The sequence below is a fragment of the Streptomyces sp. NBC_00203 genome, from assembly GCF_045206325.1.
In the GTDB taxonomy this organism is placed as follows: Bacteria; Actinomycetota; Actinomycetes; order Streptomycetales; family Streptomycetaceae; genus Streptomyces; species Streptomyces lutosisoli.
Window position 1 is genome coordinate 6,924,740 of the sequence record NZ_CP108126.1, and the last position, 26,230, is coordinate 6,950,969.

Annotated in this window: 25 protein-coding genes; 17 read left to right on the top strand and 8 right to left on the bottom strand. The window is 69.7% G+C overall.

The features are described from left to right. The first annotated feature begins 169 nt into the window (after positions 1 to 169). The gene (locus tag OG975_RS31075; protein WP_406332664.1) at positions 170 to 826 is read left to right on the top strand and encodes an HAD family hydrolase; all 657 of its coding nucleotides are present in this window, start codon (positions 170 to 172) and stop codon (positions 824 to 826) included. 580 nt (positions 827 to 1,406) lie between these two features. Further along, the gene (locus OG975_RS31080; protein ID WP_406332665.1) at positions 1,407 to 1,793 is read left to right on the top strand and encodes a VOC family protein; all 387 of its coding nucleotides are present in this window, start codon (positions 1,407 to 1,409) and stop codon (positions 1,791 to 1,793) included. A gap of 21 nt (positions 1,794 to 1,814) precedes the next feature. Here the strand turns inward: OG975_RS31080 and OG975_RS31085 are convergent, their stop codons facing one another. Further along, positions 1,815 to 2,852: an amidohydrolase family protein gene (locus OG975_RS31085; protein ID WP_406332666.1), complete on the bottom strand. Its 1,038-nt coding sequence runs from the start codon at positions 2,850 to 2,852 to the stop codon at positions 1,815 to 1,817. Between the two features lie 104 nt (positions 2,853 to 2,956). Here OG975_RS31085 and OG975_RS31090 point away from each other — a divergent pair, with 104 nt between their 5' ends. Genes OG975_RS31090 through OG975_RS31100 form a run of 3 tightly spaced genes read left to right on the top strand, consistent with a single transcriptional unit; the run spans position 2,957 to position 4,359 of the window. Next, entirely contained in the window at positions 2,957 to 3,460 is a 504-nt protein-coding gene (locus OG975_RS31090) for a DinB family protein (protein WP_406332667.1), read from the top strand. Between the two features lie 3 nt (positions 3,461 to 3,463). After that, a complete protein-coding gene (locus OG975_RS31095; protein WP_406332668.1) occupies positions 3,464 to 3,856 on the top strand; it encodes a VOC family protein in 393 nt (130 codons plus the stop codon). Then, complete coding sequence (locus OG975_RS31100) at positions 3,856 to 4,359, top strand: GNAT family N-acetyltransferase (RefSeq protein ID WP_406332669.1); 504 nt, start codon at positions 3,856 to 3,858, stop codon at positions 4,357 to 4,359. The genes OG975_RS31095 and OG975_RS31100 overlap by 1 nt, the downstream gene beginning before the upstream one ends. On the opposite strand, the gene OG975_RS31105 is transcribed toward OG975_RS31100, so the two are convergent. The 6 genes from OG975_RS31105 to OG975_RS31130 form a co-directional block, all read right to left on the bottom strand. Continuing rightward, positions 4,299 to 4,553 (bottom strand): hypothetical protein, encoded by a 255-nt coding sequence (locus OG975_RS31105; protein ID WP_406332670.1) that lies wholly within the window; start codon positions 4,551 to 4,553, stop codon positions 4,299 to 4,301. The two genes, OG975_RS31100 and OG975_RS31105, sit on opposite strands and share 61 nt — an antisense overlap. Positions 4,554 to 4,671: 118 nt before the next feature. Further along, complete coding sequence (locus OG975_RS31110) at positions 4,672 to 5,706, bottom strand: dipeptide ABC transporter ATP-binding protein (protein ID WP_330307106.1); 1,035 nt, start codon at positions 5,704 to 5,706, stop codon at positions 4,672 to 4,674. Positions 5,707 to 5,732: 26 nt separating this feature from the next. Then, positions 5,733 to 6,770 carry an ABC transporter ATP-binding protein gene (locus OG975_RS31115; RefSeq protein ID WP_330307107.1) on the bottom strand — a complete coding sequence of 346 codons (1,038 nt, stop codon included), beginning with the start codon at positions 6,768 to 6,770 and terminating at the stop codon, positions 5,733 to 5,735. Positions 6,771 to 6,829: 59 nt separating this feature from the next. Then, positions 6,830 to 7,810, bottom strand: coding sequence for an ABC transporter permease (locus OG975_RS31120; RefSeq protein ID WP_327431499.1), 981 nt, complete (start codon positions 7,808 to 7,810; stop codon positions 6,830 to 6,832). 103 nt (positions 7,811 to 7,913) lie between these two features. After that, on the bottom strand, positions 7,914 to 9,671 hold the full coding sequence (locus OG975_RS31125; protein WP_406332671.1) for an ABC transporter substrate-binding protein: 1,758 nt from the start codon (positions 9,669 to 9,671) through the stop codon (positions 7,914 to 7,916). Between the two features lie 81 nt (positions 9,672 to 9,752). After that, the gene (locus OG975_RS31130; RefSeq protein WP_327431501.1) at positions 9,753 to 10,781 is read right to left on the bottom strand and encodes an ABC transporter permease; all 1,029 of its coding nucleotides are present in this window, start codon (positions 10,779 to 10,781) and stop codon (positions 9,753 to 9,755) included. Between the two features lie 458 nt (positions 10,782 to 11,239). On the opposite strand from OG975_RS31130, the gene OG975_RS31135 reads away from it, so the two are divergent. The 5 genes from OG975_RS31135 to OG975_RS31155 all read left to right on the top strand — a co-directional run bounded on the left by OG975_RS31135 (position 11,240) and on the right by OG975_RS31155 (position 17,037). After that, positions 11,240 to 12,874: an ABC transporter substrate-binding protein gene (locus OG975_RS31135; RefSeq protein ID WP_406332672.1), complete on the top strand. Its 1,635-nt coding sequence runs from the start codon at positions 11,240 to 11,242 to the stop codon at positions 12,872 to 12,874. Positions 12,875 to 12,947: 73 nt separating this feature from the next. Next, on the top strand, positions 12,948 to 13,871 hold the full coding sequence (locus OG975_RS31140) for an ABC transporter permease (RefSeq protein ID WP_330307110.1): 924 nt from the start codon (positions 12,948 to 12,950) through the stop codon (positions 13,869 to 13,871). A 145-nt stretch (positions 13,872 to 14,016) separates the two neighbouring features. Beyond that, a complete protein-coding gene (locus tag OG975_RS31145) occupies positions 14,017 to 14,937 on the top strand; it encodes an ABC transporter permease (RefSeq protein ID WP_406332673.1) in 921 nt (306 codons plus the stop codon). 5 nt (positions 14,938 to 14,942) lie between these two features. Beyond that, positions 14,943 to 15,983: an ABC transporter ATP-binding protein gene (locus OG975_RS31150; protein WP_406332674.1), complete on the top strand. Its 1,041-nt coding sequence runs from the start codon at positions 14,943 to 14,945 to the stop codon at positions 15,981 to 15,983. Then, positions 15,976 to 17,037 carry an ABC transporter ATP-binding protein gene (locus OG975_RS31155; protein WP_406332675.1) on the top strand — a complete coding sequence of 354 codons (1,062 nt, stop codon included), beginning with the start codon at positions 15,976 to 15,978 and terminating at the stop codon, positions 17,035 to 17,037. The genes OG975_RS31150 and OG975_RS31155 overlap by 8 nt, the downstream gene beginning before the upstream one ends. A gap of 153 nt (positions 17,038 to 17,190) precedes the next feature. Here OG975_RS31155 and OG975_RS31160 read toward each other — a convergent pair whose 3' ends face one another. Continuing rightward, complete coding sequence (locus OG975_RS31160; RefSeq protein WP_406332676.1) at positions 17,191 to 19,320, bottom strand: prolyl oligopeptidase family serine peptidase; 2,130 nt, start codon at positions 19,318 to 19,320, stop codon at positions 17,191 to 17,193. Between the two features lie 188 nt (positions 19,321 to 19,508). Between OG975_RS31160 and OG975_RS31165 the strand changes: the two genes are divergently transcribed. From OG975_RS31165 to OG975_RS31195, 7 genes are all read left to right on the top strand, one after another. Further along, a complete protein-coding gene (locus OG975_RS31165) occupies positions 19,509 to 19,703 on the top strand; it encodes a hypothetical protein (protein ID WP_030038342.1) in 195 nt (64 codons plus the stop codon). A gap of 24 nt (positions 19,704 to 19,727) precedes the next feature. Further along, positions 19,728 to 20,609, top strand: coding sequence for an N-acetyl-1-D-myo-inositol-2-amino-2-deoxy-alpha-D-glucopyranoside deacetylase (gene mshB, locus OG975_RS31170; RefSeq protein ID WP_406332677.1), 882 nt, complete (start codon positions 19,728 to 19,730; stop codon positions 20,607 to 20,609). Next, positions 20,609 to 21,025 carry a DUF6113 family protein gene (locus OG975_RS31175; protein WP_406332678.1) on the top strand — a complete coding sequence of 139 codons (417 nt, stop codon included), beginning with the start codon at positions 20,609 to 20,611 and terminating at the stop codon, positions 21,023 to 21,025. Before mshB ends, OG975_RS31175 begins: the two co-directional genes overlap by 1 nt. 160 nt (positions 21,026 to 21,185) lie before the next feature. After that, a complete protein-coding gene (locus tag OG975_RS31180) occupies positions 21,186 to 23,474 on the top strand; it encodes a hypothetical protein (RefSeq protein WP_406332679.1) in 2,289 nt (762 codons plus the stop codon). Between the two features lie 133 nt (positions 23,475 to 23,607). Beyond that, complete coding sequence (locus tag OG975_RS31185; protein ID WP_406336547.1) at positions 23,608 to 24,453, top strand: ABC transporter substrate-binding protein; 846 nt, start codon at positions 23,608 to 23,610, stop codon at positions 24,451 to 24,453. A 97-nt stretch (positions 24,454 to 24,550) separates the two neighbouring features. Further along, a complete protein-coding gene (locus OG975_RS31190; RefSeq protein WP_406332680.1) occupies positions 24,551 to 25,492 on the top strand; it encodes an ABC transporter ATP-binding protein in 942 nt (313 codons plus the stop codon). After that, a complete protein-coding gene (locus OG975_RS31195; RefSeq protein ID WP_406332681.1) occupies positions 25,489 to 26,229 on the top strand; it encodes an ABC transporter permease in 741 nt (246 codons plus the stop codon). The genes OG975_RS31190 and OG975_RS31195 overlap by 4 nt, the downstream gene beginning before the upstream one ends. The last annotated feature ends 1 nt before the right edge of the window (position 26,230 follow it).

The window sequence follows — 26,230 nt, forward strand, 5'->3', positions numbered from 1 at the left end:
ATTCGGGAAGGAATTCAGGAAGGAGTTCGGGAAGAAGGCACGTCGGGTCGCGCCGCCGCGGCCCACGGCGATCGGACGGGCCGAGAGACCGCGCAACCGTTCAACACGGCGCGAGCGTCGGAATCGTACAGTCGGTAAGAACTGACAACTACGGGGAAAGGAGGGGCAGTTGAGGAGCGACCATCTCGATGTCGGGTCGGTGACGCCGGTGCTCTTCGACGTGGACGGCGTACTGATCGACACCGCGGACGCGCACGGCCGGGTCTGGCGGGCCTGGGCGCGGCTGCACGGCCTGGACCCCGAGGCCGTCTGGCGGGCCACGCAGGGCAGGCGCCGGACGGACACACTGCGCACGGTCGCCCCGGATCTCGACCCCGTCGAGGAACACCGGGTGCTGGACCGGCTGATGGCCGCCGAGGAGCCCGGCTTCCGGGCCTTCGACGGCGCCGCCCCTCTGCTGCACGCCCTGCCACCGCACTTGTGGGCCGTCGTCACCTCCAGCCGCGCGACCCCCACGGCGGCCCGCCTCGCCCGTACGGGACTGCCGGTGCCTCAGGTGCGGGTCTGCGCCGAGGACGTCTCCGAGGGCAAGCCCTCGCCGGAGGGGTATCTCACCGCTGCCGCGCGGCTCGCCGTCGACCCGGCCCGGTGCGTGGTGGTCGAGGACTCGCCCGCGGGCATCGAGGCGGGCCTCGCGGCCGGCTGCACCGTGTACGCCGTGGCCTCCACGCACAGCCCCGCCGAACTCGCCCGCGCCCACGCCTGTTTCCCCTCGCTGAGCGAGGCGGCCCGTGAACTGACCTCCGTGCACCCGTCGGAGGAGTGATCCCGCACATGCCCGAGCCCGAGCAGGCCCGAGCTGCTGCGCGCGGACGACACCACCGCCGGCTTCTACACCCATCACGACGCCAGGGCCTGGGTCGAGACGGCGATCGGCGAAGCCGCAAGGCACAGGGCGGAGCCCGGTTCATCGAGAACCCCGACCGCTCCTTCCCCGGTGTCCTCGCCGGCGCCCGCGTCATCGACGAGGAGCGGCTGGCGGACTCGGTGACGGTCTACCGCCGCGACGGCACCGCCTTGGCCGAGCCGAACCAGCCCCGCCGGCGGGCCTGGTCGCCGACGCCGTCGAGGCCGCCCACCCCCAGCCGATACCGCGGCGCACCCGCAGTCGGCGACGCAAGGAAGGGGCCGTGTCGGTACGTCCAGCCCGTCGCTTACGTGGTTATGGGCAAGTTCATGCTGTGGAAGCAGGCAGTAATGCCCACCGGCGACGCGCTGGACGTACCGGCACGGCCCCGACCCACCCCCCGGGCATGCCCACGGCGAGGCCGCCCGAGAACCCGAAGGGTCCGCGACCGGGCCGAGGCCTCTGACACCCTGACGGTACGAAGCCGAGGGGAGCGCCGATGCTGCACCACATCGAGCTGTGGGTGCCGGACCTGGGACGGGCGGTGGAGGGGTGGGGCTGGCTGCTGGAGGGGCTCGGGTGCGTCCCGTACCAGGACTGGCCGGACGGCCGCAGCTGGCGTCTGGGGAAAACCTACCTCGTGGTCGAGCAGTCGCCCGCGCTGACCGGTGACCGGCACGACCGTCTGCGCCCCGGCCTCAACCACCTCGCCTTCCATGTCGCGAGCCGCGCCCGGCTCGACGCGCTGGTCGAGGAGGCGCCGGCGTACGGCTGGACGCTGCTGTTCCCGGACCGGCATCCGTACGCGGGCGGGACCGAGCACTGCGCCGCGTATCTGGAGAACGCGGACGGGTTCGAGGTGGAGCTGGTGGCGAGGGACGAGTGACGCGGTACGAGTGACGCGGTGTCAACGGACGATCCGGCCGCGCAGCACGATGCGCCGGGGGTGGCGCAGGGTGCCGGGCTCCAGGCGGGGGTCGGCGTCGTAGACCGTGATGTCGGCGTGGGCGCCCTCCGTCAGGGTGGGCAGGCCCAGGAAGGTGCGAGCGGTCCAGCTGGCGGCGCCGACCGCGGTCTCGGGCGGGAGTCCGGCCGCGATGAGGTGTTCGACCTCGGTGGCGACGTTGCCGAACGGCGCGGAGTCCGTGCCGGCGAGGACGGTGACACCGGCGTCGTACGCCTCGCGGACACGGCGGATCATCGTGCGGTGGCCCTCGTGCCAGAGCCGGCCCCGGGCGTTGTCCTTGATGCGGGGTGCGCTGCGGGCGAAGGCGGTGAGGGTGGGGACGTACGAGGTCCCGTGCGCGGCCATCAGCCCCACGCACTCCTCGGGCATGCCCATCCCGTGCTCGATCGAGTCGACACCGGCGCGCGCCGCGCCCAGCACACCCTCCGCCGACTGGCAGTGCACGGCGACCCGACCGCCCGCCGCGTGCACGCCGTCGACGACCGCGCGCAGCAGCTCGCAGGGCACCGGCGCCGCCTCGAAGTCCCAGTCGCCCATGAGCTTGCACCACCCGTCGTGGGCCTTCGCCTCCGCCACCGCCATGGCGACGAGGTCATCGGTCACCGTGTGGAACCCGGCGCTCTTCGAGAGCCCCGCCCAGGCCAGCCAGCGCCCCGCCGTGATCATGCGCGGCGAGTCCGGCGCGTCCCGCAGCGCCGTGGGCACCTCGCCCAGCAGCCCGGGGAAGCGCAGGGCCGTGATCCCCGCGTCGCGGTGGGCGGCGATCTGCTCGGCGAGGACGTCCGGGTCGAAGACGAGGGAGTCGTCGGCGGCCCCCGGGTGCGTGTGTACGTCGACCAGGCCCGGGAGCAGGAAACCGCCGTCGGCGACGGTGTCGGCGGGGGCGGCGGGGCGCTGGAAGGTGATCCGGTCGCCGAGTGTCCAGAGGTCGCGTACGGCGCCGTCGGGCAGGACGGTTCCGCGCAGGTGGAGGGCCATGGCGCGACAGTCTGGTCCGCATGCGCGGGCGCCGACAACCCCGTACCGCGGGCGGGTTCTTATTCGCTCGACATCGAACGGACGGCCGGGGATGCTTCACCCCGATGACTCGAACCGACACGCCTTCCGCCTGGGACGAACGCACCCAGCTGACCACCTTCCTCGACTACGCCCGTGCCACGGCGCGCGCCAAGTGCGAGGGCGTCTCCCCGGAGAACGCCCGCAAGGCCCCGCTGCCGGGCTCCCCGCTGATGACCCTCTGCGGGCTGATCAGCCACCTTCGCTGGGTCGAGTACTCCTGGTTCCAGGTGGTGTTCCTCGGCGAGGAGGACGAGGGGCCCTGGACGGACGAGGACCCCGACCGCGAGATGCGTATCGCTGTCGACATCCCGCTGGCCGACCTCCTGTCCGACTACGAGGAACAGGCCGCCCGCTACCGCGAGTTGGTCGCCGGGCACTCCCTGGACGACAAGGCCGAGCGCCCCATCCGCGACGGCCGCAATGTCGACCTGCGCTGGATCCTCCTCCACCTCATCGAGGAGACGGCCCGCCACAACGGTCACCTCGACATCCTGCGCGAACTGGCCGACGGCCGGACCGGATCCTAGAACATGGGAGAACAAGGACCGTTGAACCCCACTATCCGCACCCTCACCTTCGACTGCACCGGCGACCCGTACGATCTCGGGCTGTTCTGGAGCGAGTTGCTCGGCCGGCCGCTCGCCGACGACGACAAGCCCGGTGACCCGGAGGCGGTGATCGTGGACCCGTCCGGCGGGCCGACCCTCCTCTTCGTGCACGTCCCGGAGGAGAAGGCGGCCAAGAACCGCGTCCACCTCGACCTCCAGCCGCACGGACGCACCCGCGCGGCCGAGGTCGAGCGGGCGCTCGGGCTCGGTGCCCGGCAGATCGCGGATCACACGCGTCCGGACGGTGGCGGGTGGGTCGTCCTGGCGGACCCGGAAGGCAATGAATTCTGCGTGGAGCGCGGGGAGTTGGGTTAGTGGTGGCCGGTCTGCGCCTGGAGAGGGTGACGCCGGACAACGTCGACGCGGCGATCGCGCTGAAGGTGCGGCCGGAGCAGGAACCGTTCGTGTCCCCGGTGGTGAAGTCACTGGCCGAGGCCTATGTGCACCCCGAGACCGCCTGGCCCCGCCTGATCTTCGACGGCGAGGAACTCGTCGGGTTCGTGATGGCCTTCTTCGACATCCGCTTCGACCCCCACAACCCCGACGACCGCCCCCGCTCGGGTCTCTGGCGCCTGAACATCGCCGACGGCCGGCAGGGCCGCGGCTACGGCCGGTTCGCCGTCGAGTCCGTCTGCGAGGAGATCCGCAGCCGCGGCAACCAGTCCCGGGTCACCGTGACCTGGGGTGAGGGCGAGGGTGGACCCGAGGAGTTCTATCTGCGGCTCGGGTTCCGGCGTACGGGGGAGACGAGCGGGGATCAGGTGGTGGGGGAGCTGGAGCTGGATGGGGAGACGATCTCGACGACAGCCAGCACCTGAGTCGCATCGACGGCGAAGCCCTCTTCGTCGAGCACGTCCTCGGGGATGACGACCGCGTCCCGGCGCCGCATGCGGCCGATCGGCGGGTGCTCGATCTCGGGGCCGTTCTCGCAGACGTAGCCGGGGTGGGGTAGCGAGAGCGATGCCCTGTGCCCCGGCCAAGGCGAAGGCCCGTGCTCCCCTCCAGGGTGCACGGGCCTTCGTTCCCCGGGAACCGGACGTTCGTGGGCTCGGGTCAATGGGCCGTCGAAGGTCGGTCCCGTGCGGCGGCGCCCCGACGAATTGGGGTGTGTCAGGGCGTCGCCGGGGGTCCTACAGAGACTTGCGGGCCGCCGGCAGCGCCAGGTCCGCCGTAGTCTCCGGGTAGTGGCAGGCCGTCAGATGGCCGTCCTTGTTGCCCTCGACCTGGACCAGCGGCGGAGCCTCCGTCGCGCACTTCTCCGTCGCCTTCCAGCAGCGGGTGCGGAAGCGGCAGCCCGACGGCGGGTTGAGCGGGGAGGGCACGTCGCCGGTGAGCAGGATGCGCTCGCGGGCCGGGACGTCGTCCGCCGTGGCCTCGGGGACGGCGGACAGCAGCGCGCGCGTGTAGGGGTGGCGCGGGTTCTCGTACAGGTCCTCGCGGTTGGCGATCTCCACGATCTTGCCGAGGTACATGACCGCCACGCGCTGAGAGAAGTGGCGGACGATGGCGAGGTCGTGGGCGATGAAGACGAACGCGATGCCCAGGTCCCGCTGGAGGTCCTGGAGGAGGTTCACGACCTGCGCCTGGATGGAGACGTCCAGCGCGGAGACCGGCTCGTCCGCCACGATCAGCTTCGGCGAGAGCGCCAACGCCCGTGCCACGCCGATGCGCTGGCGCTGACCGCCGGAGAACTCGTGCGGGAAGCGGTTGTAGTGCTCGGGGTTGAGGCCGACCGTCTCCAGGAGTTCGCGTACGCGGTTCTCCTGGCCGCCGGGCGGGTTGATCCCGTTGATCTCCATCGGGCCCGAGATGATCTTGCCGACCGTCTGGCGCGGGTTCAGCGACGCGTACGGGTCCTGGAAGATCATCTGGATCTCGGAGCGGATCGGCGCCAGCTGCTTGCGGCCCGCGTGCGTGATGTCCTGGCCGCGGTAGCTGATCTTGCCGCCGGTCGGCTCCAGGAGGCGCGTGATCAGCCGGCCCGTCGTCGACTTGCCGCAGCCGGACTCGCCGACCAGGCCCAGGCTCTCGCCCTCGGCGACCTGGAAGTCGAGGCCGTCCACGGCCTGGACCGCGCCGATCTTCCGCTTGAAGGGGAAGCCTCCCATCACCGGGAAGTGCTTGGTCAGTCCGGTGACGTCCAGGAGGGGGTTCGTGTTGCTCATGATCGTGAAATCCCGTCTCAGTTACGTCAGTGCGACCGGGTCGCGGCGTAGTCGGCGAAGAACTCGTGGCGCTGGTCCGCCGTGAGGTGACAGGCGGCACCGCGCCCGTCCGTGATCGTCAGCAGCGGCTGCTCGGTGGAGCAGAGACCGCCCTCGATCTTCTCCGTGAAGGTGCACCGCGGGTGGAAGCGGCAGCCGGTCGGCGGGTTCAGCAGCGACGGAGGCGATCCGGGGATCGGGTTCAGCGGTACGTCCACCGGACCGTCCAGGGTCGGCATCGAGCCCAGCAGACCCCAGGTGTACGGGTGCTGCGGCTCGCGCAGCACCTCCTTCTTGGTGCCGCGCTCCACGCACCGGCCGCCGTACATCACCAGCACGTCGTCCGCGATGTCGGCGATGACACCCAGGTCGTGGGTGATGAAGATGATCGCCGTGCCGAACTCCTGCTGGAGGTCCTTCAGCAGGTCCATGATCTGGGCCTGCACCGTCACGTCGAGCGCCGTCGTCGGCTCGTCCGCGATCAGCAGCTCCGGGTCGCAGACCAGCGCCATCGCGATCATCGCGCGCTGGCGCATACCGCCGGAGAACTGGTGCGGGTAGTCGTCCACACGGACGTCCGGCTGCGGGATGCCGACGCGCTTGAGCATCTCGATCGCCCGCTCCCGGGCCTCCTTCTTGGAGGCGCCGGTGTGCTTGCGGTACGTCTCACCGATCTGCTTGCCGATGGTGTGGTACGGCGACAGCGAGGCCAGCGCGTCCTGGAAGATCATCGACATCTTGTTGCCGCGCAGCTGCTCCATCTCCCGCTCGGAGGCGGTCAGCAGCTCCTTGCCGTCGAGCAGGATCTCGCCGTCGATGGCGGTGCGGTCGCGGTCGTGCAGGCCGAGGATCGTCAGGTTCGTGACGGACTTGCCCGAGCCCGACTCGCCCACGATGCCGAGCGTCTTGCCCTTGGCCAGGTCGAAGGTGAGACCGTCGACGGCCTTGACGACGCCGTCTTCGGTGGAGAAGTGGACCTTCAGATCCCTGACGGACAGGAAGGGCTGCTGATCGGTGCTCGTCACGGGGACGCTCCTGAGGGGGGTGATGCCGGGGGTAGCTGTCGGGGGCGGGGTGCCCGGGGTCAGGCGAGCCGGATCCGCGGGTCGATGAGGGCGTAGACGGCGTCCACGGCGATGTTGGCGAGCACGATCGCGCCGGCCGACAGGACGGTGACGCCGAGCAGCATGGGCAGGTCGCTCTTGACCACGGAGTCCACCGCGAGGCGGCCGACGCCCTGCATGCTGAAGGTCGACTCGGTGATGATCGCGCCGCCGACCAGGGTGCCCAGGTCGATGCCGAAGACCGTGACGATCGGGCCCATCGCACCGCGCCAGGCGAACCGGAAGAAGACGTTCGCACGGGACAGGCCCTTGGCGCGGGCGGTGCGGACGTAGTCCTCGCTGAGCTGCTCGACCAGCTGGGAGCGGGTCATACGGGTGTAGTTGGCGGTGAAGATGATCGCCAGGGTCAGCCAGGGCAGCAGCAGTCCGGAGAACCAGGCGACCGGGTCCTCGGTGAGCGGCGTGTACGACGGCTGCGCGAACAGGCCCAGCTTCGAGACGAAGAAGAACATCGCGATGTAGCCGACGAAGTAGATCTGCAGCGAGGAGCCGAAGAGCGAGGCCGAGCTGGCGAACTTGTCCAGGAACTTGCCCTGCTTGAGGGCGGCGAGCATGCCCGCGCCGACGCCGAAGATCAGGAAGACGACGGCCGCGCCGAGGGCGAGCGAGAGGGTCGTCGGCAGGCGGTCCAGGATCGTGCCGAGGACGGGCTCGCGGTTGGCGAAGGAGTAGCCGAGGCAGGGGGCGTTGCAGTTCCCGAAGCTCCCGTAGTCGCGTCCGACGAAGACACCCTTGAGCCAGTCCCAGTACTGCACCGGGATCGGGTGGTCGATGCCCAGGTTGTGCCGGATCTGCGCGAGCATGTCGGGCGTGCAGTTCTTGCCGCAGGACATCATCGCCGGGTCACGCGGGATGGCGTAGAAGAGCCAGAAGGTGATGGCGCTGATGATCAGCAGGATGACCAGTGCGCCGAGGACTCGGCGAATGAGGAAGCGGGACATGGGGGGCGTGACTTTCCGGACGGGGCGCCGTCGCCGGGGGCGTGAAAGGAGGAGGAGCCGGAGGGGGCGGCCGGGCGAACGGCCGCCCCCAGGGTCGTACGGCTTAGCTCATCGCGTAGAGCTTGCAGAGCGCGACGCAGGTGTTGCCGCTGTCGTAGATGACGTTTCCGACCTTGGAACCGTGCATCCAGTTGCGGATGGAGTGGTAGTCCGGGATCACGGCGGCCGTCTCCATGATCTGGCGGTCGATGTTGCCCCAGGCCTTGTTGGCCGCGGCGACGTCCGTGATCTTGGCGGCCGCGTCGATCGCCTTGTTGATCGTCGGGTCGTTCAGCTGGGCGTAGTTGCTGCGGCCGTCGCCGATGTTCTTGCCGCTCCAGCACGGGAAGAAGACCGAGTAACCGTTCGGCCAGTCCGGGCTCCAGCCGGCGGCGAACAGGTCGTAGTCGTTGTCGATCTTGCCGATCTGGGTGTAGAAGGTCGACTTGTCGACCTGCTTGTTGACGACCGTGAAGCCGGCCGCCTCCAGAGCGTTCTTGATCGCGACGGCCTGCTTCTGCGCGTTGTCCGAGGCCTGGTAGGCGATGACCAGCTTCTGGCCCTCCTTGCCGGCTTCCTTCAGCAGGGCCTTGGCCTTGGCAGCGTCGCCGCCCGGCTTCGTGGTCACGCCGTACAGGTCGAACTTCTGGTAGCCCGGGGTCACCGGCGAGAGGATGGTGGAGGCCAGCTCGCTGGTGGAGGCGCCGCCGCGGATCGTCTGCAGCTGCTGGTGCGGCCAGGCCCAGTTGATGGCCTGACGGACCTTGACGTCCGTGATGCGGGTCGTGTTGATCGGCCAGTAGTAGGTGACCGTGTCGACCTCGGTGAGGACGCGCTTCTTGAGCTTGGCGTTGGTCAGGACCGAGGCGATGCGCTCCGGGGCGACCTCGTTGAAGATCGACATCGCGTACTGGTCGTTGCCCGAGTCCGCGACGTAGCGGTCGGTCGAGGCCAGCGGCTCGAAGCCGAACTGGAAGACGTACTTGTCCGGGTAGTTGTTGCGGATCGAGTCGGTCTTCGGGTCCCAGTGCTCGTTGCGCACGTAGGTGAGCGACTTGCCGATGCTGCGGGCGCCGATCTTGTACGGGCCGCAGGAGAAGGGCTTCTTGTCGTACTTCTCCTTGGTGTCGTGCTTCTTGTTCACCAGGGAGTAAGCACGCATGGCCAGCGTGAAGTTGAAGTCGGTGCGCGCCTCGGTGAGGCTGAACGTGATGGTCTTGCCGTCGACCGCGATGGAGTCCAGGGACTTGCCGCCGTAGGGGCCCTTGTACTTGTCGCCGCCGACCAGCCACTGCTGGACGTAGCGGGGACCCTCGGTGACGAATGTGGCGAAGAGGCGCTCGAAGGTGTGGCGCAGGTCGGCCTCGGAGATGTCCGTGCCGTCCTCCCACTTCAGACCGTCCTTCAGGGTGAAGGTCCAGGTCTTGCCGCCGTCCTTCATCGTGCCCGCGTCCGTGGCCGCGTCGCCGACCAGGGTGGCGCCGCCCTTGTCGTCGATCTTGTAGCCGGTGAGGCCACGCAGGATCGGGACGGTGATGGCGCCCTCGGTGGAGACGTAGATCTGCGCCGGGTCCAGGTGGTCCATGTCGAACTGGTCGAGCGAGTAGATCGTCCCGCCCTTGACCGCTCCCGTGACCTCCGGCGCAGGGCCGGTCGAGTCGGCCTTGGTGCCGACCGGGATCTCCTGGGTCTTGGAACCGCTGACCTTGGGGACCTTGCGGGTCGACTTGTTGTCGCTGCCGCCGCCACAGGCGGTCAGGAGCGACGACGAGGCCGCGACCACGCCGGTCGCGATCAGGAAGTTTCTACGGGAGAAAGACATGGATAAGCCTGCCTTATATGGACGATCGGGACGGATGAAGCCGGCCGGACGACACTGAACGGGCCGGGTGGAACGTGGTGGCTACCGCTTGGACTTCGGGTCGAGCGCGTCGCGCACCGAGTCGCCGAGCAGGTTGAAGGCGAGGACGAAGATCACCATCGAGAGGCCCGGGAAGAGCATGAAGGTGAGGTCCTCGGTGTAGAACTGGGCGCCGCGCTGGATCATGACGCCCCAGTCCGGAGTGGGGTCGATGATGCCGACGCCGAGGAAGGACAGACCCGCTTCCGCGGTCACGTAGGCCGGCAGCATGAGCGTGGACTGGATGATGATCGGCGTCCACAGGTTGGGCAGCAGTTCCTTGAACACGATCCGCCGCGGGGAGGCGCCGGTGACCTTGGCCGCCTCGATGTACTCCCGCTCACGCAGACCGAGTACCTGGCCGCGCAGCAGTCGGGCGATGGAGGCCCAGCCGAAGGCGGAGAGGACGAGGATCAGGGAGACGGCCCGCAGGGAGGTGGGGATGTTGTCGTCAGGGGCGACGAACAGCCCGTACACCACCGGCATGAAGGCGATGAAGAACAGCGTGGACGGGAACGACAGCACGATGTCGATGATCCGGCCGACGAAGTAGTCGGTCTTGCCGCCCAGGTAGCCCGCGGTGATGCCGATGATCACGCCGACGACGGTGGTCAGCAGGGTGGCGGCCACGGCGAGGCCCAGTGAGGTCCGGATGCCGTACAGCAGGTACGTGAAGACGTCCCGGCCCAGCTGCGGCTCGATGCCGAACCAGAACTCCGAGCTCATCCCGCCGTTCGGACCCGAGGGGTAGGAGAAGGCGTCGAGGAGTTCCGGCCGCTGGCTCGCGTACGTGGTGTACGGGTCCTTGCCGTACAGCTTCGATATCAGCGGGGCGCAGATCGCGATCGCGAAGAAGAAGATCACGATGTAGGCCGATATGACGCCCGTGCGGTCGCGTTTGAACCGCTTCCAGGCGAGTCGTCCAGGGGAGCGACTCTCCGAGCCCTTGGGGGTGGAAGACGGAGCCGAGGTTTTCTCGGTCTCGTCGGTCACCTCAAGCGGGGCGGCCGCGGAAGGAGTAGGGGGGGTCATGGTGCTCCAGGCCCGAAGGACGTCAAGGGCTCCGCAGGGCGCTCCCTACGGGCTACGCCGGACTTTTTCAACGCAATTCATTCAAGGTCAATAAATTCTCGACCCCCTTGGGTTTCTCTTTACCTTCTTTGCCTGGACTTGACCTTAGCGTAACTACGCGTGTAGCGCACTGTGGCCGTTCCGTGTCCAGAATCGGGCCAACTGCGCGAAACGGGCAAGGAGTTCGATAAGCGGACGCCGGAGTCTCGGAATGCGTACATCTGGTGCACGAAATCCAACGGTTCCGCATCGAAGGACGAAGATCCATTGCATTGATCATCCGGAGTGCCCGCTTCCGGATGCGGCCGGATGCATCCGGGTGGTACCGCCACCCGGAAGGGTGGGGTGAATGTGCGATGTGCCCTGTATGCGCCGATATTGGGCGCTAAAGGCATAGCGCACTCTTGAGGAGGCACTCCATGCGTGGAGCCACGCACGCCAGATGGGCCGCATGCGCGGCGGCGGTAGCCCTCGCGGCAACCGCCTGCGGAGGCGGAGGGGGCGGCGGCGGTGGTGGCAACGGCTCCGGGGTACTCACTTCCTCCTGGGGCGACCCGCAGAACCCGCTGGAGCCGGCCAACACCAATGAGGTGCAGGGCGGCAAGGTCCTCGACATGATCTTCCGCGGTCTGAAGCGGTACGACGCCAAGACCGGCGCGGCCGAGGACATGCTGGCCGACAAGATCGACACCTCGGACTCGCAGAACTTCACCATCACCGTCAAGGACGGCTGGAAGTTCAGCAACGGCGAGGCCGTCACCGCGAAGTCCTTCGTCGACGCGTGGAACTACGGGGCCAGTCTCAAGAACAACCAGAAGAACGCGTACTTCTTCGGGTACATCGAGGGCTACGACAAGGTCCACCCGGAGGACGGCAGCCAGCAGACCGCCGACACCCTCTCCGGGCTCGCGGTGACCGGCACGAACACCTTCACCGTCAAGCTCAACCAGAAGTTCTCGACGTTCCCCGACACCCTCGGCTATGTGGCCTACGCGCCGCTGCCCACCGCGTTCTTCGACGACCACGCGGCCTGGGTCAAGAAGCCCGTCGGCAACGGCCCGTACACCATCGACTCGTACACCAAGGGCTCGGAGATGGCCCTCAAGAAGTGGGACGGCTACCCCGGCGACGACAAGGCGCAGAACGGCGGCGTGACCCTCAAGGTCTACACCGACAACAACACCGCCTACACCGACCTGCTGGCCGGCAACCTCGACCTCGTCGACGACGTGCCCGCCTCTCAGCTGAAGAACGTGAAGAGCGACCTGGGCGATCGCTACATCAATACACCGGCCGGCATCATCCAGACGCTGGCTTTCCCGTTCTATGACAAGAAGTGGGACACCAGCGGGGCGGTGAAGGTCCGCCAGGGTCTGTCCATGGCGATCAACCGCGCGCAGATCACCGACACGATCTTCCAGAAGACCCGCACCCCGGCCACCGACTGGACCTCACCGGTGCTCGGTACGGACGGCGGCTTCCAGGACGGGCTGTGCGGCGACTCCTGCAAGTACAACCCGACCGAGGCCAAGAAGCTGGTCGAGGAGGGCGGCGGTCTGCCCGGCGGACAGATCAAGCTCTCGTACAACGCGGACACCGGCTCACACAAGGAGTGGGTCGACGCCGTCTGCAACTCCATCAACAACGCGCTCGGCAACGACAAGGCCTGCGTCGGCAACCCGATCGGCACCTTCGCCGACTTCCGCAACCAGATCGGCCAGCACAAGATGCCCGGCCCGTTCCGGGCCGGCTGGCAGATGGACTACCCGCTGATCCAGAACTTCCTGCAGCCGCTCTACTACACGAACGCCTCCTCCAACGACGGCAAGTGGTCCAACGCGGACTTCGACAACCTCGTCGACCAGGCGAACGCGGAGACCGACACGGCCAAGGCCATCAAGCTCTTCCAGCAGGCCGAAGGGGTCGTCCGGGACAACATGGCCGCCATCCCGCTCTGGTACCAGAACGGCAGCGCCGGCTACTCGGAGAACATCTCCAACGTGGCGCTCAACCAGTTCAGCGTTCCCGTCTACAACGAGATCAAGGTCAGCTGAAACGTCCACGGGGCGAGCGCGCTTCTTCTGAGAAGAACCCCGGCGCTCGCCCCGTACTACCTCCGGAGCCCTCATGGGACGGTACGTAATCCGGCGTCTGCTGCAGATGATCCCGGTCTTCATCGGCGCCACACTGCTGATCTTCCTGATGGTGAACGTGATGGGCGACCCCATCGCGGGCCTGTGCGGCGACAAGCAGTGCGACCCCGCGACGGCCGCCCAGCTGCGCAAGGAGTTCGGCCTCGACAAGCCCGTGTGGCAGCAGTACCTCACCTACCTGGGCCACATCTTCACCGGCGACTTCGGCACCGCCTTCAACGGGCAGCCGGTCACCGAGCTGATGGCCTCCGCCTTCCCGATCACCATCCGGCTGACGATCGTCGCGATCCTCTTCGAGATCGTCATCGGGATCACGCTGGGCGTCATCACCGGGCTGCGCCGCGGCCGGCCGGTCGACACGGGCGTGCTGCTGCTCACCCTGGTCGTCATCTCGGTGCCGATCTTCGTCACCGGTCTGCTGCTCCAGCTGGTGCTCGGCGTCAAATGGCACTGGATCGAACCCTCGGTCTCCGGGGATGCCACCTTCGGCGAACTGATCGTGCCGGGCCTGGTGCTGGCCTCGGTCTCCCTCGCCTACGTGACCCGGCTGACCCGGACCTCCATCGCGGAGAACAGACGGTCCGACTACGTCCGTACCGCCATCGCCAAGGGCCTGCCCCGGCGCCGGGTGACCACCAAGCATCTGCTGCGCAACTCGCTGATCCCCGTCGTCACCTTCATCGGCACCGACATCGGCGCGCTGATGGGCGGCGCGATCGTCACCGAGCGGATCTTCAACATCCACGGCGTCGGCTTCCAGCTCTACCAGGGGATCCTCCGGCAGAACACCCAGACCGTGGTCGGCTTCGTGACCATCCTCGTCCTCGTCTTCCTGGTCGCCAACCTGCTCGTCGACCTCCTCTACGCCGTACTCGACCCGAGGATCCGCTATGCCTGAGCAGCCGCCGTACGACCCGTACGAGCCGGACGGGCCTGGGGGGCCTGGGGGGCCTGGGGGATCCAGTGGTCCTGGGGTGCCTGAGAGGCCGGTGGGGCCTCCCCCGGACGACCTCGCCATCGCACCGACCGGCTTTGGGGGCACCATGGACCTCGGGACCAGCGAGGCGGAGACCCTGGAGAAGACCCCCGGCGGACCGGAAGGCACGGGTCCGCACGAGAAGCCGCGATCGCTCTGGTCCGACGCCTGGCGCGACCTGCGGCGCAACCCCGTCTTCATCCTCTCCGGGCTCGTCATCCTCTTCCTGGTCGTCATCTCCCTCTGGCCCTCCCTGATCGCCTCCGGGAACCCGCTCAAGTGCGACCTCGCCAAGGCCCAGGAGGGCTCGCAGCCCGGACACCCCTTCGGCTTCGACGGCCAGGGCTGCGACGTCTACACGCGGACGGTGTACGGGACCCGCGTCTCGATCAGCGTCGGCGTCTGCGCCACCCTCGGTGTCGCGATCCTCGGCTCGGTGCTCGGCATGCTCGCCGGGTTCTTCGGCGGGCTGGGGGACTCGTTCCTGTCCCGCATCACCGACATCTTCTTCGCGATCCCCGTGGTCCTCGGCGGTCTGGTCCTCCTCTCCGTGGTGACCAGCAATACGATCTGGCCGGTCATCGGGTTCATGGTGCTGCTCGGCTGGCCGCAGATCTCCCGCATCGCCCGCGGCTCCGTCATCACCACCAAGCACAACGACTACGTCCAGGCCGCCCGCGCCCTCGGCGCCTCCAACTCCCGGCTGATGCTGCGGCACATCACGCCCAACGCCGTCGCGCCGGTCATCGTCGTCGCCACCATCGCGCTCGGCACGTACATCTCGCTGGAGGCGACGCTGTCCTACCTCGGCGTCGGTCTGAAGCCGCCGACGGTCAGCTGGGGCATCGACATCTCCTCGGCGTCCGCCTACATCCGGCAGGCCCCGCACATGCTGCTGTGGCCCGCCGGCGCCCTCGCGATCACCGTCCTGGCGTTCATCATGCTCGGCGACGCGGTGCGCGACGCCCTCGACCCGAAGCTGAGGTGACCGCGGTGCTGCTCGAAGTGCGCGATCTGCACGTGGAGTTCCGAACCAGGGACGGGGTCGCCAAGGCCGTCAACGGCGTCAACTACAGCGTGGACGAGGGCGAGACGCTCGCTGTGCTCGGCGAGTCCGGCTCCGGCAAGTCGGTGACCGCGCAGGCCGTGATGGGCATCCTCGACATGCCGCCAGGCAAGATCACCGGCGGCGAGATCCTCTTCCAGGGCAAGGACCTGCTGAAGCTCAAGGAGGAGGAGCGGCGCAAGGTGCGCGGCGCCGAGATGGCAATGATCTTCCAGGACGCTCTCTCCTCCCTGAACCCCGTGCTCAGCGTCGGCGACCAGCTCGGCGAGATGTTCACCGTGCACCGCGGGATGTCGAGGAAGGACGCCCGGGCCAAGGCGATCGAGCTGATGGACCGGGTACGGATCCCGGCCGCCGCCGACCGGGTGCGCGACTATCCGCACCAGTTCTCCGGCGGCATGCGCCAGCGCATCATGATCGCCATGGCGCTGGCACTCGAACCCGCGCTGATCATCGCCGACGAACCGACCACCGCGCTCGACGTCACCGTCCAGGCCCAGGTCATGGACCTCCTCGCCGAGTTGCAGCGCGAGCTCCACATGGGGCTCATCCTCATCACCCACGACCTCGGCGTGGTCGCGGACGTCGCCGACCACATCGCGGTGATGTACGCGGGCCGGATCGTCGAGTCGGCGCCGGTCCACGACATCTACAAAGCCCCGGCGCACCCCTATACGAAGGGGCTCCTGGAGTCGATCCCGCGGCTCGACCAGAAGGGCAAGGAGCTCTACGCGATCAAGGGCCTGCCGCCGAACCTGATGCGCATCCCGCCGGGCTGCGCCTTCAACCCGCGCTGCCCGATGGCCCAGGACATCTGCCGGAGCGAGGTGCCGCCGCTCGCGGAGGTGGACGGTCCGGAAGGGGTCCGCAGGAGCGCCTGCTTCTTCTGGAGGGAGACGCTCGATGCCGCGAGCGACCGGGGCGCCGGCGACGGGGGCGCGAACGCGGGGGGAGAGTCCGATGTCTGAGACGATTCTCGAGGTCAGCGGCCTGGTCAAGCACTACCCCCTCACCCAGGGCATCCTCTTCAAGAAGCAGATCGGCGCGGTCAAGGCCGTCGACGGCGTCGACTTCCATCTCGACCGCGGTGAGACCCTCGGCATCGTCGGCGAGTCCGGCTGCGGCAAGTCCACGGTCGCCAAGATGCTGGTCAACCTGGAGAAGCCGACCGCCGGGACGATCAAGTACAAGGGCGAGGACATCACCCGGCTGTCCGCCAAGGCCCTCAAGGCCGTGCGCCGCAACATCCAGATGGTCTTCCAGGATCCGTACACCTCGCTCAACCCGCGCATGACCGTCGGCGACATCATCGGGGAGCCGTACGAGATCCATCCCGAGGTCGCGCCCAAGGGCGCCCGCCGGCAGAAGGTCCAGGACCTGCTCGACGTGGTCGGGCTCAACCCGGAGTACATCAACCGCTACCCGCACCAGTTCTCCGGCGGCCAGCGCCAGCGCATCGGCATCGCGCGCGGGCTGGCGCTGCGCCCCGAGATCATCGTCGCCGACGAGCCGGTCTCCGCGCTTGACGTCTCCGTGCAGGCCCAGGTGATCAACCTGCTGGACCGGCTCCAGGACGAGTTCCACCTGAGTTTCGTCTTCATCGCGCACGACCTGTCGATCGTGCGGCACATCTCCGACCGGGTCGGCGTGATGTACCTCGGGCGGATCGTGGAGACCGGCAAGGACGCCGAGATCTACGACCACCCGACGCACCCCTACACCCAGGCGCTGCTCTCCGCCGTGCCCGTGCCCGACCCGGAGGCCAGGGAGCACCGGGAGCGGATCATCCTCACCGGCGATGTGCCCTCTCCGGCGAACATCCCCTCCGGATGCCGCTTCCGCACCCGCTGCTGGAAGGCGCAGGAGCGGTGCACGCTGGAGGTGCCGCTGCTCGCGGTGCCCGCGGAGTTCCGGCTCACCGAGGGCCCGGCCGCGCACGACTCGGCCTGTCACTTCGCGGAGGAGAAGCAGGTGGTACCGCCGGAGGAGCCGCCAGACGATCATGCTGACGGGGTGAAATAGCCGTACAAATGTGCACCAACTGCGTTAACACGCAGGCAACTTAGCCGACCCGATCTCGATATACGGACGCGTCAATCTGAACAACGTACGGCCGTGCGGGTGCCGTAAACGGACCGGGGCGCGCCATGTCGCCCCGGTCCGTTGCTGTTCCGGCTAGGCCAGGCCCAGTGACCGCTTCAGGAAGTCCACCTGGAGCAGCAGCAGATTCTCGGCGACCTGCTCCTGTGGGGTCATGTGCGTGACGCCGGACAGCGGCAGCACCTCGTGCGGGCGGCCGGCGGCCAGCAGCGCCGAGGAGAGCCGCAGGGCGTGCGCCACGACCACGTTGTCGTCGGCGAGGCCGTGCACGATCATCAGCGGCCGGTGCGGCTCGGCGGGCGCGGAGAGCCCGTCGTCGGTGATCAGTGAACTCTTCGCGTACGTCGCCGGGGCCGCCGCCGGGTCACCGAGGTACCGCTCCGTGTAGTGGGTGTCGTACAGCCGCCAGTCCGCGACCGGGGCGCCCGCGATGCCCGCGTGGAAGACGTCGGGGCGGCGCAGCACGGCGAGCCCCGCGAGCCAGCCTCCGTAGGACCAGCCGCGGATCGCCACCCGGGAGAGGTCCAGCGGGAAGGTCCCGGCGAGGCCGTGCAGCGCGTCGACCTGGTCGTCGAGGGAGAGCGTGAAGTCGTCGCGGACCGCCTTCTCCCAGGCGGGGGAGCGGCCGGGGGTGCCCCGTCCGTCGGCGACGATCACCGCGAAGCCCTGGTCGGCGAACCACTGCGAGGTGAGGTGCGCGTTGTGCGCGGCCAGCACCCGGGGGCCGTGCGGACCGCCGTAGGGGTCCATGAGGACCGGTAGGGGATTGTCGCCGTCGTAGTCAGTAGGCATAAGCACGGCGCATGGGATTTTCCGTGCGCCCCCCTGCGTGAGCGTCACGCGCGGGGACAAACCGGGATTTTCGGCGTACGACGGTACGGTCGCCGTCTGCTTCCCCTCCCGCAGCACCTGCACCTGGGCGCCCGGCCGGTCGAGCACCGACGAGACGAGCACGGTCACGCCCCCGGCGCGCACCGCCGAGTGCACGCCGGGCTCGTGAGAGACGCGCTCGATGCCGAGCTCGTTGACGCGGTACACATGCACCTCGCCGGTCTCCGGGGCCGCCGCGGCCTCGCCGGCCGACGCCGCGATCAGCACATCGTCGTCCGAGACGTCGAGCACCGCGCGCACATGCAACTGCGGTCCCGTCAGCGGGCGTTCACCGAAGGCGAGGACCCGGGCGCCGCCCTCGTCGGCGATCCGCACCAGCTGCCCGCCGGGGCTCCAGCACGGCACGCCGGCGAAAAGATCCAGCCATTGTGGATCTTCGTCCGCGTGTACCATCCGGGTCGCCCCGGTGTCCGGGTTCACCGCCAGGAACAGCTGGCTGCGCTGGTCCCGGGCCTGCACCAGAATCAGCGGCGCACCCGCCGCTGACCAGTGCACATGCGCCAGATACGGGTAGCGCGCGCGGTCCCACACAACCTCCGTGCGCACCCCGTCGAGGGCGATGACGAAGAGCCGTACGTCCGCGTTGGCGCTGCCTGCCACCGGGTACGCGACCCGCTGCGGATCGCTCTCCGGACGCGCAGGGTCGGAGATCCACCAACGCTGCACGGGCGTGTCGTCGACCCGCGCGACGAGCAGCCGGTCGCTCTCCGGCGACCACCAGAAGCCGCGCGAACGCCCCATCTCCTCGGCCGCGATGAACTCAGCCAATCCATAGGAAACCGACGCCGGATCCGCGGCGGGCTCCGGCTCCGCGAGCGCCCGGTCGTCCCCACCCTCGGCGCCGACGACCCGCAGGGCGCCCCCGGCGACGTATGCGACGAGCCGTCCGTCGGGCGAGGGGCGCGGGTCGATCACCGGTCCGGGGACGCGGAGTTCACGTGCCGTGCCGGCCCGCAGCTCCGCCGTGAAAAGCCGCCCTGACAAGGCGAAAGAGGCCAACTCGACCGCCGTGTCGGTGGCGTAGCCGACGATCCCGGCACCGCCCTCCCGGCTGCGCTCGCGGCGCGCCCGCTCCTCCGGCGGCAGATGCTCGGTGGCGCCGCCGAGCAGCGCCGCCGGGTCGGCCGCGACGCGCTCCGCGCCCTCGGCCACATCGAGAACCCACAGCTGATGGGCGCGGTCCGTACCGGAGCCGGACCGCAGGAACACGACTCGGGAACCGTCGGGAGACACGGTGAACGCACGCGGCGCGCCGGAGGTGAACCGCTGCGTGCGGGCGTACCGGCGCGGGAAGGAGAGGGGCTCGGTCGTCATGCCCCGACCATATTGGCCATGCGCCCCCTTGTGCGGCCGTGCGCCGATCGATGCGCGCGTACGGATAGTTATGATCACTAGCGCTGTGTGGGTATCAACCTGCTGGCTGTTGTATGGATTTACCGACCCGTGACCGACCCCCCCCATACCGGACCCCAAGTCCCTGGGACCATTGGAGGTGAGCCGCCGTGGCACTCTCGATTTCGGCGGTGGTGCTGCTGGCGATCATCGTCTTTCTCCTGATCAAGAAGTCAGGACTGAAGGGCGGGCACGCGGTCGTGTGTGTCCTGTTGGGCTTCTATCTCGCCTCCTCGACGGTCGCCCCCACCATCAGCGAGCTGACCACCAACATCGCGGGGATGATCGGCAGCATCAAGTTCTGAGCGGCGGCCTCGTAGGGTGGTTCCATGACGGAACTGCCCGACCGGCGTCTGCTCCTGGTGCACGCGCACCCGGACGACGAGTCGATCAACAATGGCGCGACCATGGCCAAGTACGCGGCCGAGGGCGCCCATGTGACGCTGGTGACCTGCACCCTCGGCGAGGAGGGCGAGGTCATCCCGCCCGAGCTCGCGCATCTGGAGCCCCACCGCGAGGGCGGGCTCGGCCCGTACCGGACAGGTGAGCTGAGCGCCGCCATGAAGGAGCTGGGCGTCACCGACCACCGGTTCCTCGGCGGCCCCGGGCGCTACCGCGACTCCGGGATGATGGGCCTGGAGCAGAACCACCGCGCGGGCGCCTTCTGGGCCGCCGACGTCGACGCGGCCGCCGCGGACCTCATGGCGGTGATCCGCGAGGTGCGCCCCCAGGTCCTCGTCACCTACGACCCCGACGGCGGCTACGGCCACCCCGACCACATCCAGGCCCACCGCGTCGCCATGCGCGCCGCCGAGCTGGCCGCCGACGCGGGGCAGCCGATCGCCAAGATCTACTGGAACCGGGTGCCGCGCACGGTCGCCGAGGAAGCGTTCGCGCGCCTGCGCGAGGCCCTCCCCGAGCTGCCCTTCGGCGAAGCCGCCGCCATCGACGACGTACCCGGCGTGGTCGACGAGTCGGTCATCACCACCGAGATCGACGGCACCGCGTACGCCGCCGCCAAGACCGCCGCGATGCGCGCGCACGCCACGCAGATCGAGGTGGCCGAGCCGTACTTCGCGCTCTCCAACGAGCTCGCGCAGCCGATCTTCACCACCGAGTACTACGAGTTGGTACGCGCAGACCGGGGCGAGAGCGGCGCGCGCGGCGGGGCGGCGCCCGAGACGGACCTGTTCGAAGGGGTGTCCCTGTGATGAGCACGAACGGCGGCGGGAACATGCTCGCCCAGCCCCTGACCCGGCCCTCGGGCGGGCGGATCGCCGCCTACCTGGGGCTCTTCGTACTCGGCGTGGTGGTCGGGGCCGCCGGGGCGCTGGTGCAATCCGGCTGGTTCCCGGGCGGGTTGCTGCTCGCGATCGCGGGCGCGGCCGGGCTCTTCCTGGGCGGTGCGCGGGCGACCGGCACGCGGGCCGGGGCCGTCGCGCCCGCGGCCGGCTGGATGGTCGCCGTCGTGCTGCTCACCGCCAGCCGCCCGGAGGGAGACTTCCTCTTCGGCGCGGGAGTCGTTTCCTACCTCTTCCTGCTCGGCGGGATGGCAGTTGCTGTGATGTGCGCCACCCTTGGACAAGGGCGGCAACCGGACCGCTCCGACGTCCGACTTGGCAAGTGACGTACCACTTCGCCGTATCCAACAGGTGCGGGTCCCGTGGGGGTTTCCTTGGCGGGCGAGGTTTGCGCGCCGGACACGGCCAGTATGGTGGTGCGCGCCGCCGAGCTGCCCGAGATGAGGTCGAGTAAACGGGCGGCGGAGCCAACCGGGAGAACCTGCCTTGAGTCGTGAAACTGACAGTTCGTCCTCCGGGCCCAACGGGCGCGGTGGAGCCGCGTACCCGTCGGGGACGCCGCCGTACGGGACCCCCATGGCTTCCGAAAGCGGCGCCGACGCGGGCCGTTCGGCCACCGGCAACCCGCCGGAGGAGCGCAAGACCGAGACCACGCTGACGACCCGGATCCGGATCAACATCCCCGGGTCGCGGCCCATCCCGCCCGTCGTCGTCCGCACGCCGGTCGCAGACGCGGACGGGTCCGCCGTGTCCGCCGAGGGTGCCGACAGCCTGGGCAACGGCGCGGAGGCGTCGCCGGGCGTGAGTTCGCCCATAGGCGCGGCCACCGCGACGGCCACCTCACCCTCCACGGCCCCGTCCGCGGACGGCCCCGCCGGGGCGCCCGCCACGGCCGAGGACAAGACGAGCGACTGGTTCGCGCCGCGCAAGTCCGGTGCGCCCAAGGGCGGGCCGGGAGGCGGCTCCACCAACGGTGCGGGCCTGCCGGGCGGTTCGGGCCCCGCGGGCGCGGCCGGCTCCCCAGGGACACAGGGCGGACGTCCTGGTGCCCCGGGCGGTGCGCGCCCGAGCTCCGCGAACGGTGCCGGTCCGCTGGGTGCCCCCGGTGGTGCCCGGCCCGGTGGCGCGAACGGGCCCCGCCCCGGCGGCGGCGGTACGAACGGTGCCGGGCTGCCCGGTGCCACCGGCGCCGGACCCGTGGCCCCGGGCCATGGCGGCGGCACCGGCTCCTTCGACGTCTCCGCGGCGCTGAGCAGCACGGGCTCCTTCCCCGCCGTGGGATCCTCCGCCGGGTCGCCCGCCGGCTCCGGCAACGGCGGCGAACGGCGCCGTGACGACCTGCCGTACTTCTCCGAGGGCGGGCCCGCGGGCCCGACGGGTGGTCCGGTCACCGGGGACGGCCCGCTGGTGCCGCCGACCGGTCCGGGCGTGGCACCCGGCAGCCTGGCCGCGGGCCCGGGTGCCGGATATCCCGGCGGCGGTCCCGGTGGTCCGGGCGGCATGAGCGGTCCGGGCAGCATGAGCGGTCCTGGCGGTCCGGGCACCCATGTCACCCCGCGGGGCGGTCTCAGCGGCGGTCTCAGTGACGACACCGCGATCCTCACGCCGCAGAAGCCCGCACCCGAGCCGGGCGCAGGCGGCTACGGCGGCCCCGGGGACAATGTCTCCGGCCACACCCTGACCAGCGGTATCCCCGTCGTACCGCCCGCCCAGAACTCCCCGTTCGGGCCGGGCGCGCACACCGACGGCCCGCTGCCGCACACCCCGCCGAAGCTGCCCGAGCCGGTCCAGCAGCCCGCGGCCTCGTCGAAGCCGGCCAAGAAGAAGAAGGGCCGCAGCAAGCTGACGCTGCTGGTCGCCGGCGTGGTCGTCATCGGCGGCGGTGCCTACGGCGCCGGGCTCCTGATGAACCACTCGGACGTGCCCAAGGGCACCACCGTGCTCGGCGTCGACATCGGCGGCGGCACCCGCGACGAGGCCGTCAAGAAGCTCGACGACGCCTTCAGCAGCAGTACGAACAAGGCGCTCAAGCTGTCGGTCGACGGCGACACCGTCTCGCTCAAGCCGGACCAGGCCGGGCTCCAGTTCGACACCCAGGCCACCGTCCGCGCCGCCGCGGGCAGCGACTACAACCCCGTGTCGGTGATCGGCTCGCTGTTCGGCCAGGAACGCGTCGTCGAGCCCGAGATGCCGGTCGACGAGGAGAAGCTCCAGGCGGCCCTTGGGGGCGTCGCGGGCGGCTCCGGATCGGCGAGCGACGGCACGATCAAGTTCGTGGCGGGCAAGGCCGTCGCCGTGTACGGCAAGGCGGGCAAGGGCATCGACGTCAACGCCTCGACGCAGGCCGTCGTGGACGCGTACCGCGCCCAGGTGGAGACCGGTACGACCGCGCCAGTGAAGGTCGCCACCACGACCCGGCAGCCGACGATCTCGAAGACCGAGGTCGACCGGATGATGAAGGCCTTCGCCAAGCCGGCGATGTCCGCGAACGTCACGGTCCGCACGGACGCCGTGCACACGATCTCCTTCAGCCCGCAGAACTCCATCTGGCAGTTCCTGAGCGTGCAGGCGGTCGACGGCAAGCTCGTCCAGCACTACGACCTCGTCACCCTCAAGAAGCTGTACGGCGGCGCCTTCACGGGCGTCACGATCACCAAGGGCGACGGCAGTAAGAAGGCCGTGAGCCCGCAGGACGTGGCCTCGGCCCTCGGCCAGGCACTGCTCGGCAAGACGGCCGCCGACCGCATCGTGACCATCTCCACCAACCCCAGCTAGCGAACGCGCTTTCGGGAGGGCGCCCGGCCATGGATTCCATGGCCGGGCGCCCTCTTGTCGTACGCCAAGATCCGATGGAGCGTGGCATCGAGCGGGCCAGGGCGAGCGGGTGTCGAAGGGGCGGGTGAGCCGCATGGGGTGGGAGTTCACGGACGATCGCGGAGTCACCGTACGGACCGACGGGCGACCCGAGCGGGTCGCCGCCTACGTACGGGCGGGAGCCGGGCTCTGGGACCTCGGGGTGCGGCCCGCCGGGGTGTACGGATCCGGCCACGACGGGGACCAGCCCGACCCGGCCAAGTCGGGGGCGCTGGCCGACGTGCCCTACCTGGGCGCGGGCAAGGCACTCGACGAGATGGCGCTGCGGTCGGTACGGCCCGACCTGATCGTCGACGTCACGTACGACCGCGAGCATCCGTACGCCGTCGCCGCCGATGTCGCCGCGGCGGTGGGCGTTCCCGTGCTGGCCCTCGCGGTGGGCGGCGACACCGGCCTCCCGCGTATCCTCGCCCGCTTCGCCGAACTGGCCCAGGCGCTGGACGGCGAACCGGCACGGCAGCCGGGCGAGTTGGCAGCCGCGGAAGAAGCCGTACGAGCCGCCGCGAGCCCGCAGCGGGTGCTCGCGCTGTCGGCCGCCGGGCCCGCACAGGTGCATCTGGCGCGGCCCCGGACCTGGCCGGAACTGCGCCATCTGGCGGACCTGGGCGTGGAGTTGACCGACCCGGGCGCGGGCGGCGTGAACTGGTCCACGACCACATGGGAGGCGGCCGCCGCGTTCGCGCCCGATCTCGTCCTGGCCGACAACCGCGGGAACGCCGTGACCGGGCGGGAGTTGGAGGCCCTGCCGGGCTGGCGCGCGCTCACCGCCACGGCGGTGGTGGAGCCGTGGAACCCGGAACTCCCGTGCAGCGGCACCGCGGCCGCGGCCTTCCTGCGGTCGGTGGCGGACGCGCTGGAGCTGCTGCGGGCGAAGGGGTAGCCGCGCGTGGGGGGCGTCGGCGTATGACATCTGTCATCCGGGAGTCAGGACACGCCGCACTGCCGGGCGCACCCCCTCCGCCGCCACGATGGAGCACATGACAACGACTACACGGACCACGGGCACCACGGGGGCCGCCACCTCGGTGGTCGGGTTCGCCTCGGTGACCAAGAGCTACGGGAGCGTCCGGGCCGTGGACGGGCTGACGCTCGACCTGCACCCGGGCGAGACGGTCGCCCTGCTGGGTCCCAACGGCGCGGGCAAGTCGACCACGCTGGACCTGCTCCTCGGCCTCAAGCACGCCGACAGCGGCACGGTCAGCGTCTTCGGCACCAGCCCGCGCGAGGCGATCGTCCGCGGCCGGGTGGGCGCCATGCTGCAGAGCGGCGGCCTGATGGACGAGGTCACGGTCGCCGAGCTGGTGAAGCTCGCCTGCGACCTGCACCCCAAGCCGTACCGCGCCATCGACGTGCTGGCCCGCGCCGGTATCACCCAGATCGCCGACCGCAAGGTCAACAAGCTCTCCGGCGGCCAGGAACAGCGCGTCCGCTTCGCCCTCGCCACGGCCGGCGACAGCGATCTGATCGTCCTCGACGAGCCCACCACGGGGATGGACGTCTCCGCCCGCCAGGCCTTCTGGGCCACCATGCGCGAGCAGGCCGACCAGGGCCGCACGGTCCTGTTCGCCACGCACTACCTGGAGGAGGCCGACGCGATCGCGGACCGCGTGCTGGTCCTGCACCGGGGACGCCTGCTGGCCGACGGCACCGCCGCCGAGATCAAGGCGAAGGCCGGCGCCCGCCGCATCGCTTTCGACCTGGAGGGCCCGATCGACGAGGCCGCGCTGCGCGCACTGCCCTTCCTGACGTCCGTCGACGTATCCGGTCAGACGGTCCGCATCCAGTCCTCCGACGCCGACGCGACCGTCCACGCGGTGTACGGGCTCGGCGTCTACCCCCGCAATCTCGAAGTGGCCGGACTCGGCCTGGAGCAGGCCTTCGTCGCCATCACGGAGGCCGAGGAGGCCAAGCAGTCATGAACAGCCTGATCAAGCTGGAACTCACCCGCGCCCTGCGCAACCGCAAGTTCCTGTTCTTCTCGGTGATCTACCCCTCGGCCCTGTTCCTGCTGATCGCGGGCAACGCCGACAGCACCACCAAGGTCGACGGCACCGGCCTCACCGTACCGACGTACACGATGGTCTCGATGGCCTCCTTCGGCGCCCTGACCGCCGTCCTGATGGGCAACAGCGAGCGCATCGCCAAGGAGCGCGAGAGCGGCTGGGTGCGGCAGCTCAGGCTGACCACCCTGCCCGGGCGCGGCTACGTCCTCGCCAAGACCGCGAGCGCCGCCGTCGTCAGCCTGCCGTCCATCGTCATCGTCTTCCTGGTCGCCGCGACCGTGAAGGACGTCCACCTGGACGCCTGGCAGTGGCTCGCGCTCACCGGCGCCATCTGGGCGGGTTCCCTCATCTTTGCCGCGCTCGGCGTGGCCATCGGCTACCTCGCCACCGGTGACGCGGTCCGTCCGATCACGATGATCACGTACTTCGGTCTGTCGATGCTCGGCGGCCTGTGGATGCCCAGCACGACCTTCCCCGACTGGTTGCAGAACATCGCGAAGTGGCTGCCCACGCACGCGTACGCTGCCCTCGGGCAGGCCATCGAACTGGGCGACGCCCCGCACGCGAAGGACCTCGCCATCCTCGCCGTCTACTTCGCTCTCTTCGCGGGCGGCGCGGCCTGGCTGTACCGGAAGGACACGCTGAAGGCGTGAA

Excerpts from the sequence above, each read along its gene's own strand:
- OG975_RS31080 (WP_406332665.1), top strand. The coding sequence starts at position 1,407 with ATGCTGCACCACATCGAGCTGTGGGTGCCGGACCTGGGACGGGCGGTG.
- OG975_RS31085 (WP_406332666.1), bottom strand. The coding sequence starts at position 2,852 with ATGGCCCTCCACCTGCGCGGAACCGTCCTGCCCGACGGCGCCGTACGC.
- OG975_RS31090 (WP_406332667.1), top strand. The coding sequence starts at position 2,957 with ATGACTCGAACCGACACGCCTTCCGCCTGGGACGAACGCACCCAGCTG.
- OG975_RS31095 (WP_406332668.1), top strand. The coding sequence starts at position 3,464 with ATGGGAGAACAAGGACCGTTGAACCCCACTATCCGCACCCTCACCTTC.
- OG975_RS31110 (WP_330307106.1), bottom strand. The coding sequence starts at position 5,706 with ATGAGCAACACGAACCCCCTCCTGGACGTCACCGGACTGACCAAGCAC.
- OG975_RS31120 (WP_327431499.1), bottom strand. The coding sequence starts at position 7,810 with ATGTCCCGCTTCCTCATTCGCCGAGTCCTCGGCGCACTGGTCATCCTG.
- OG975_RS31125 (WP_406332671.1), bottom strand. The coding sequence starts at position 9,671 with ATGTCTTTCTCCCGTAGAAACTTCCTGATCGCGACCGGCGTGGTCGCG.
- OG975_RS31130 (WP_327431501.1), bottom strand. The coding sequence starts at position 10,781 with ATGACCCCCCCTACTCCTTCCGCGGCCGCCCCGCTTGAGGTGACCGAC.
- OG975_RS31135 (WP_406332672.1), top strand. The coding sequence starts at position 11,240 with ATGCGTGGAGCCACGCACGCCAGATGGGCCGCATGCGCGGCGGCGGTA.
- OG975_RS31140 (WP_330307110.1), top strand. The coding sequence starts at position 12,948 with ATGGGACGGTACGTAATCCGGCGTCTGCTGCAGATGATCCCGGTCTTC.
- OG975_RS31145 (WP_406332673.1), top strand. The coding sequence starts at position 14,017 with ATGGACCTCGGGACCAGCGAGGCGGAGACCCTGGAGAAGACCCCCGGC.
- OG975_RS31155 (WP_406332675.1), top strand. The coding sequence starts at position 15,976 with ATGTCTGAGACGATTCTCGAGGTCAGCGGCCTGGTCAAGCACTACCCC.
- OG975_RS31160 (WP_406332676.1), bottom strand. The coding sequence starts at position 19,320 with ATGACGACCGAGCCCCTCTCCTTCCCGCGCCGGTACGCCCGCACGCAG.
- mshB (WP_406332677.1), top strand. The coding sequence starts at position 19,728 with ATGACGGAACTGCCCGACCGGCGTCTGCTCCTGGTGCACGCGCACCCG.
- OG975_RS31175 (WP_406332678.1), top strand. The coding sequence starts at position 20,609 with ATGAGCACGAACGGCGGCGGGAACATGCTCGCCCAGCCCCTGACCCGG.
- OG975_RS31185 (WP_406336547.1), top strand. The coding sequence starts at position 23,608 with ATGGGGTGGGAGTTCACGGACGATCGCGGAGTCACCGTACGGACCGAC.
- OG975_RS31190 (WP_406332680.1), top strand. The coding sequence starts at position 24,551 with ATGACAACGACTACACGGACCACGGGCACCACGGGGGCCGCCACCTCG.
- OG975_RS31195 (WP_406332681.1), top strand. The coding sequence starts at position 25,489 with ATGAACAGCCTGATCAAGCTGGAACTCACCCGCGCCCTGCGCAACCGC.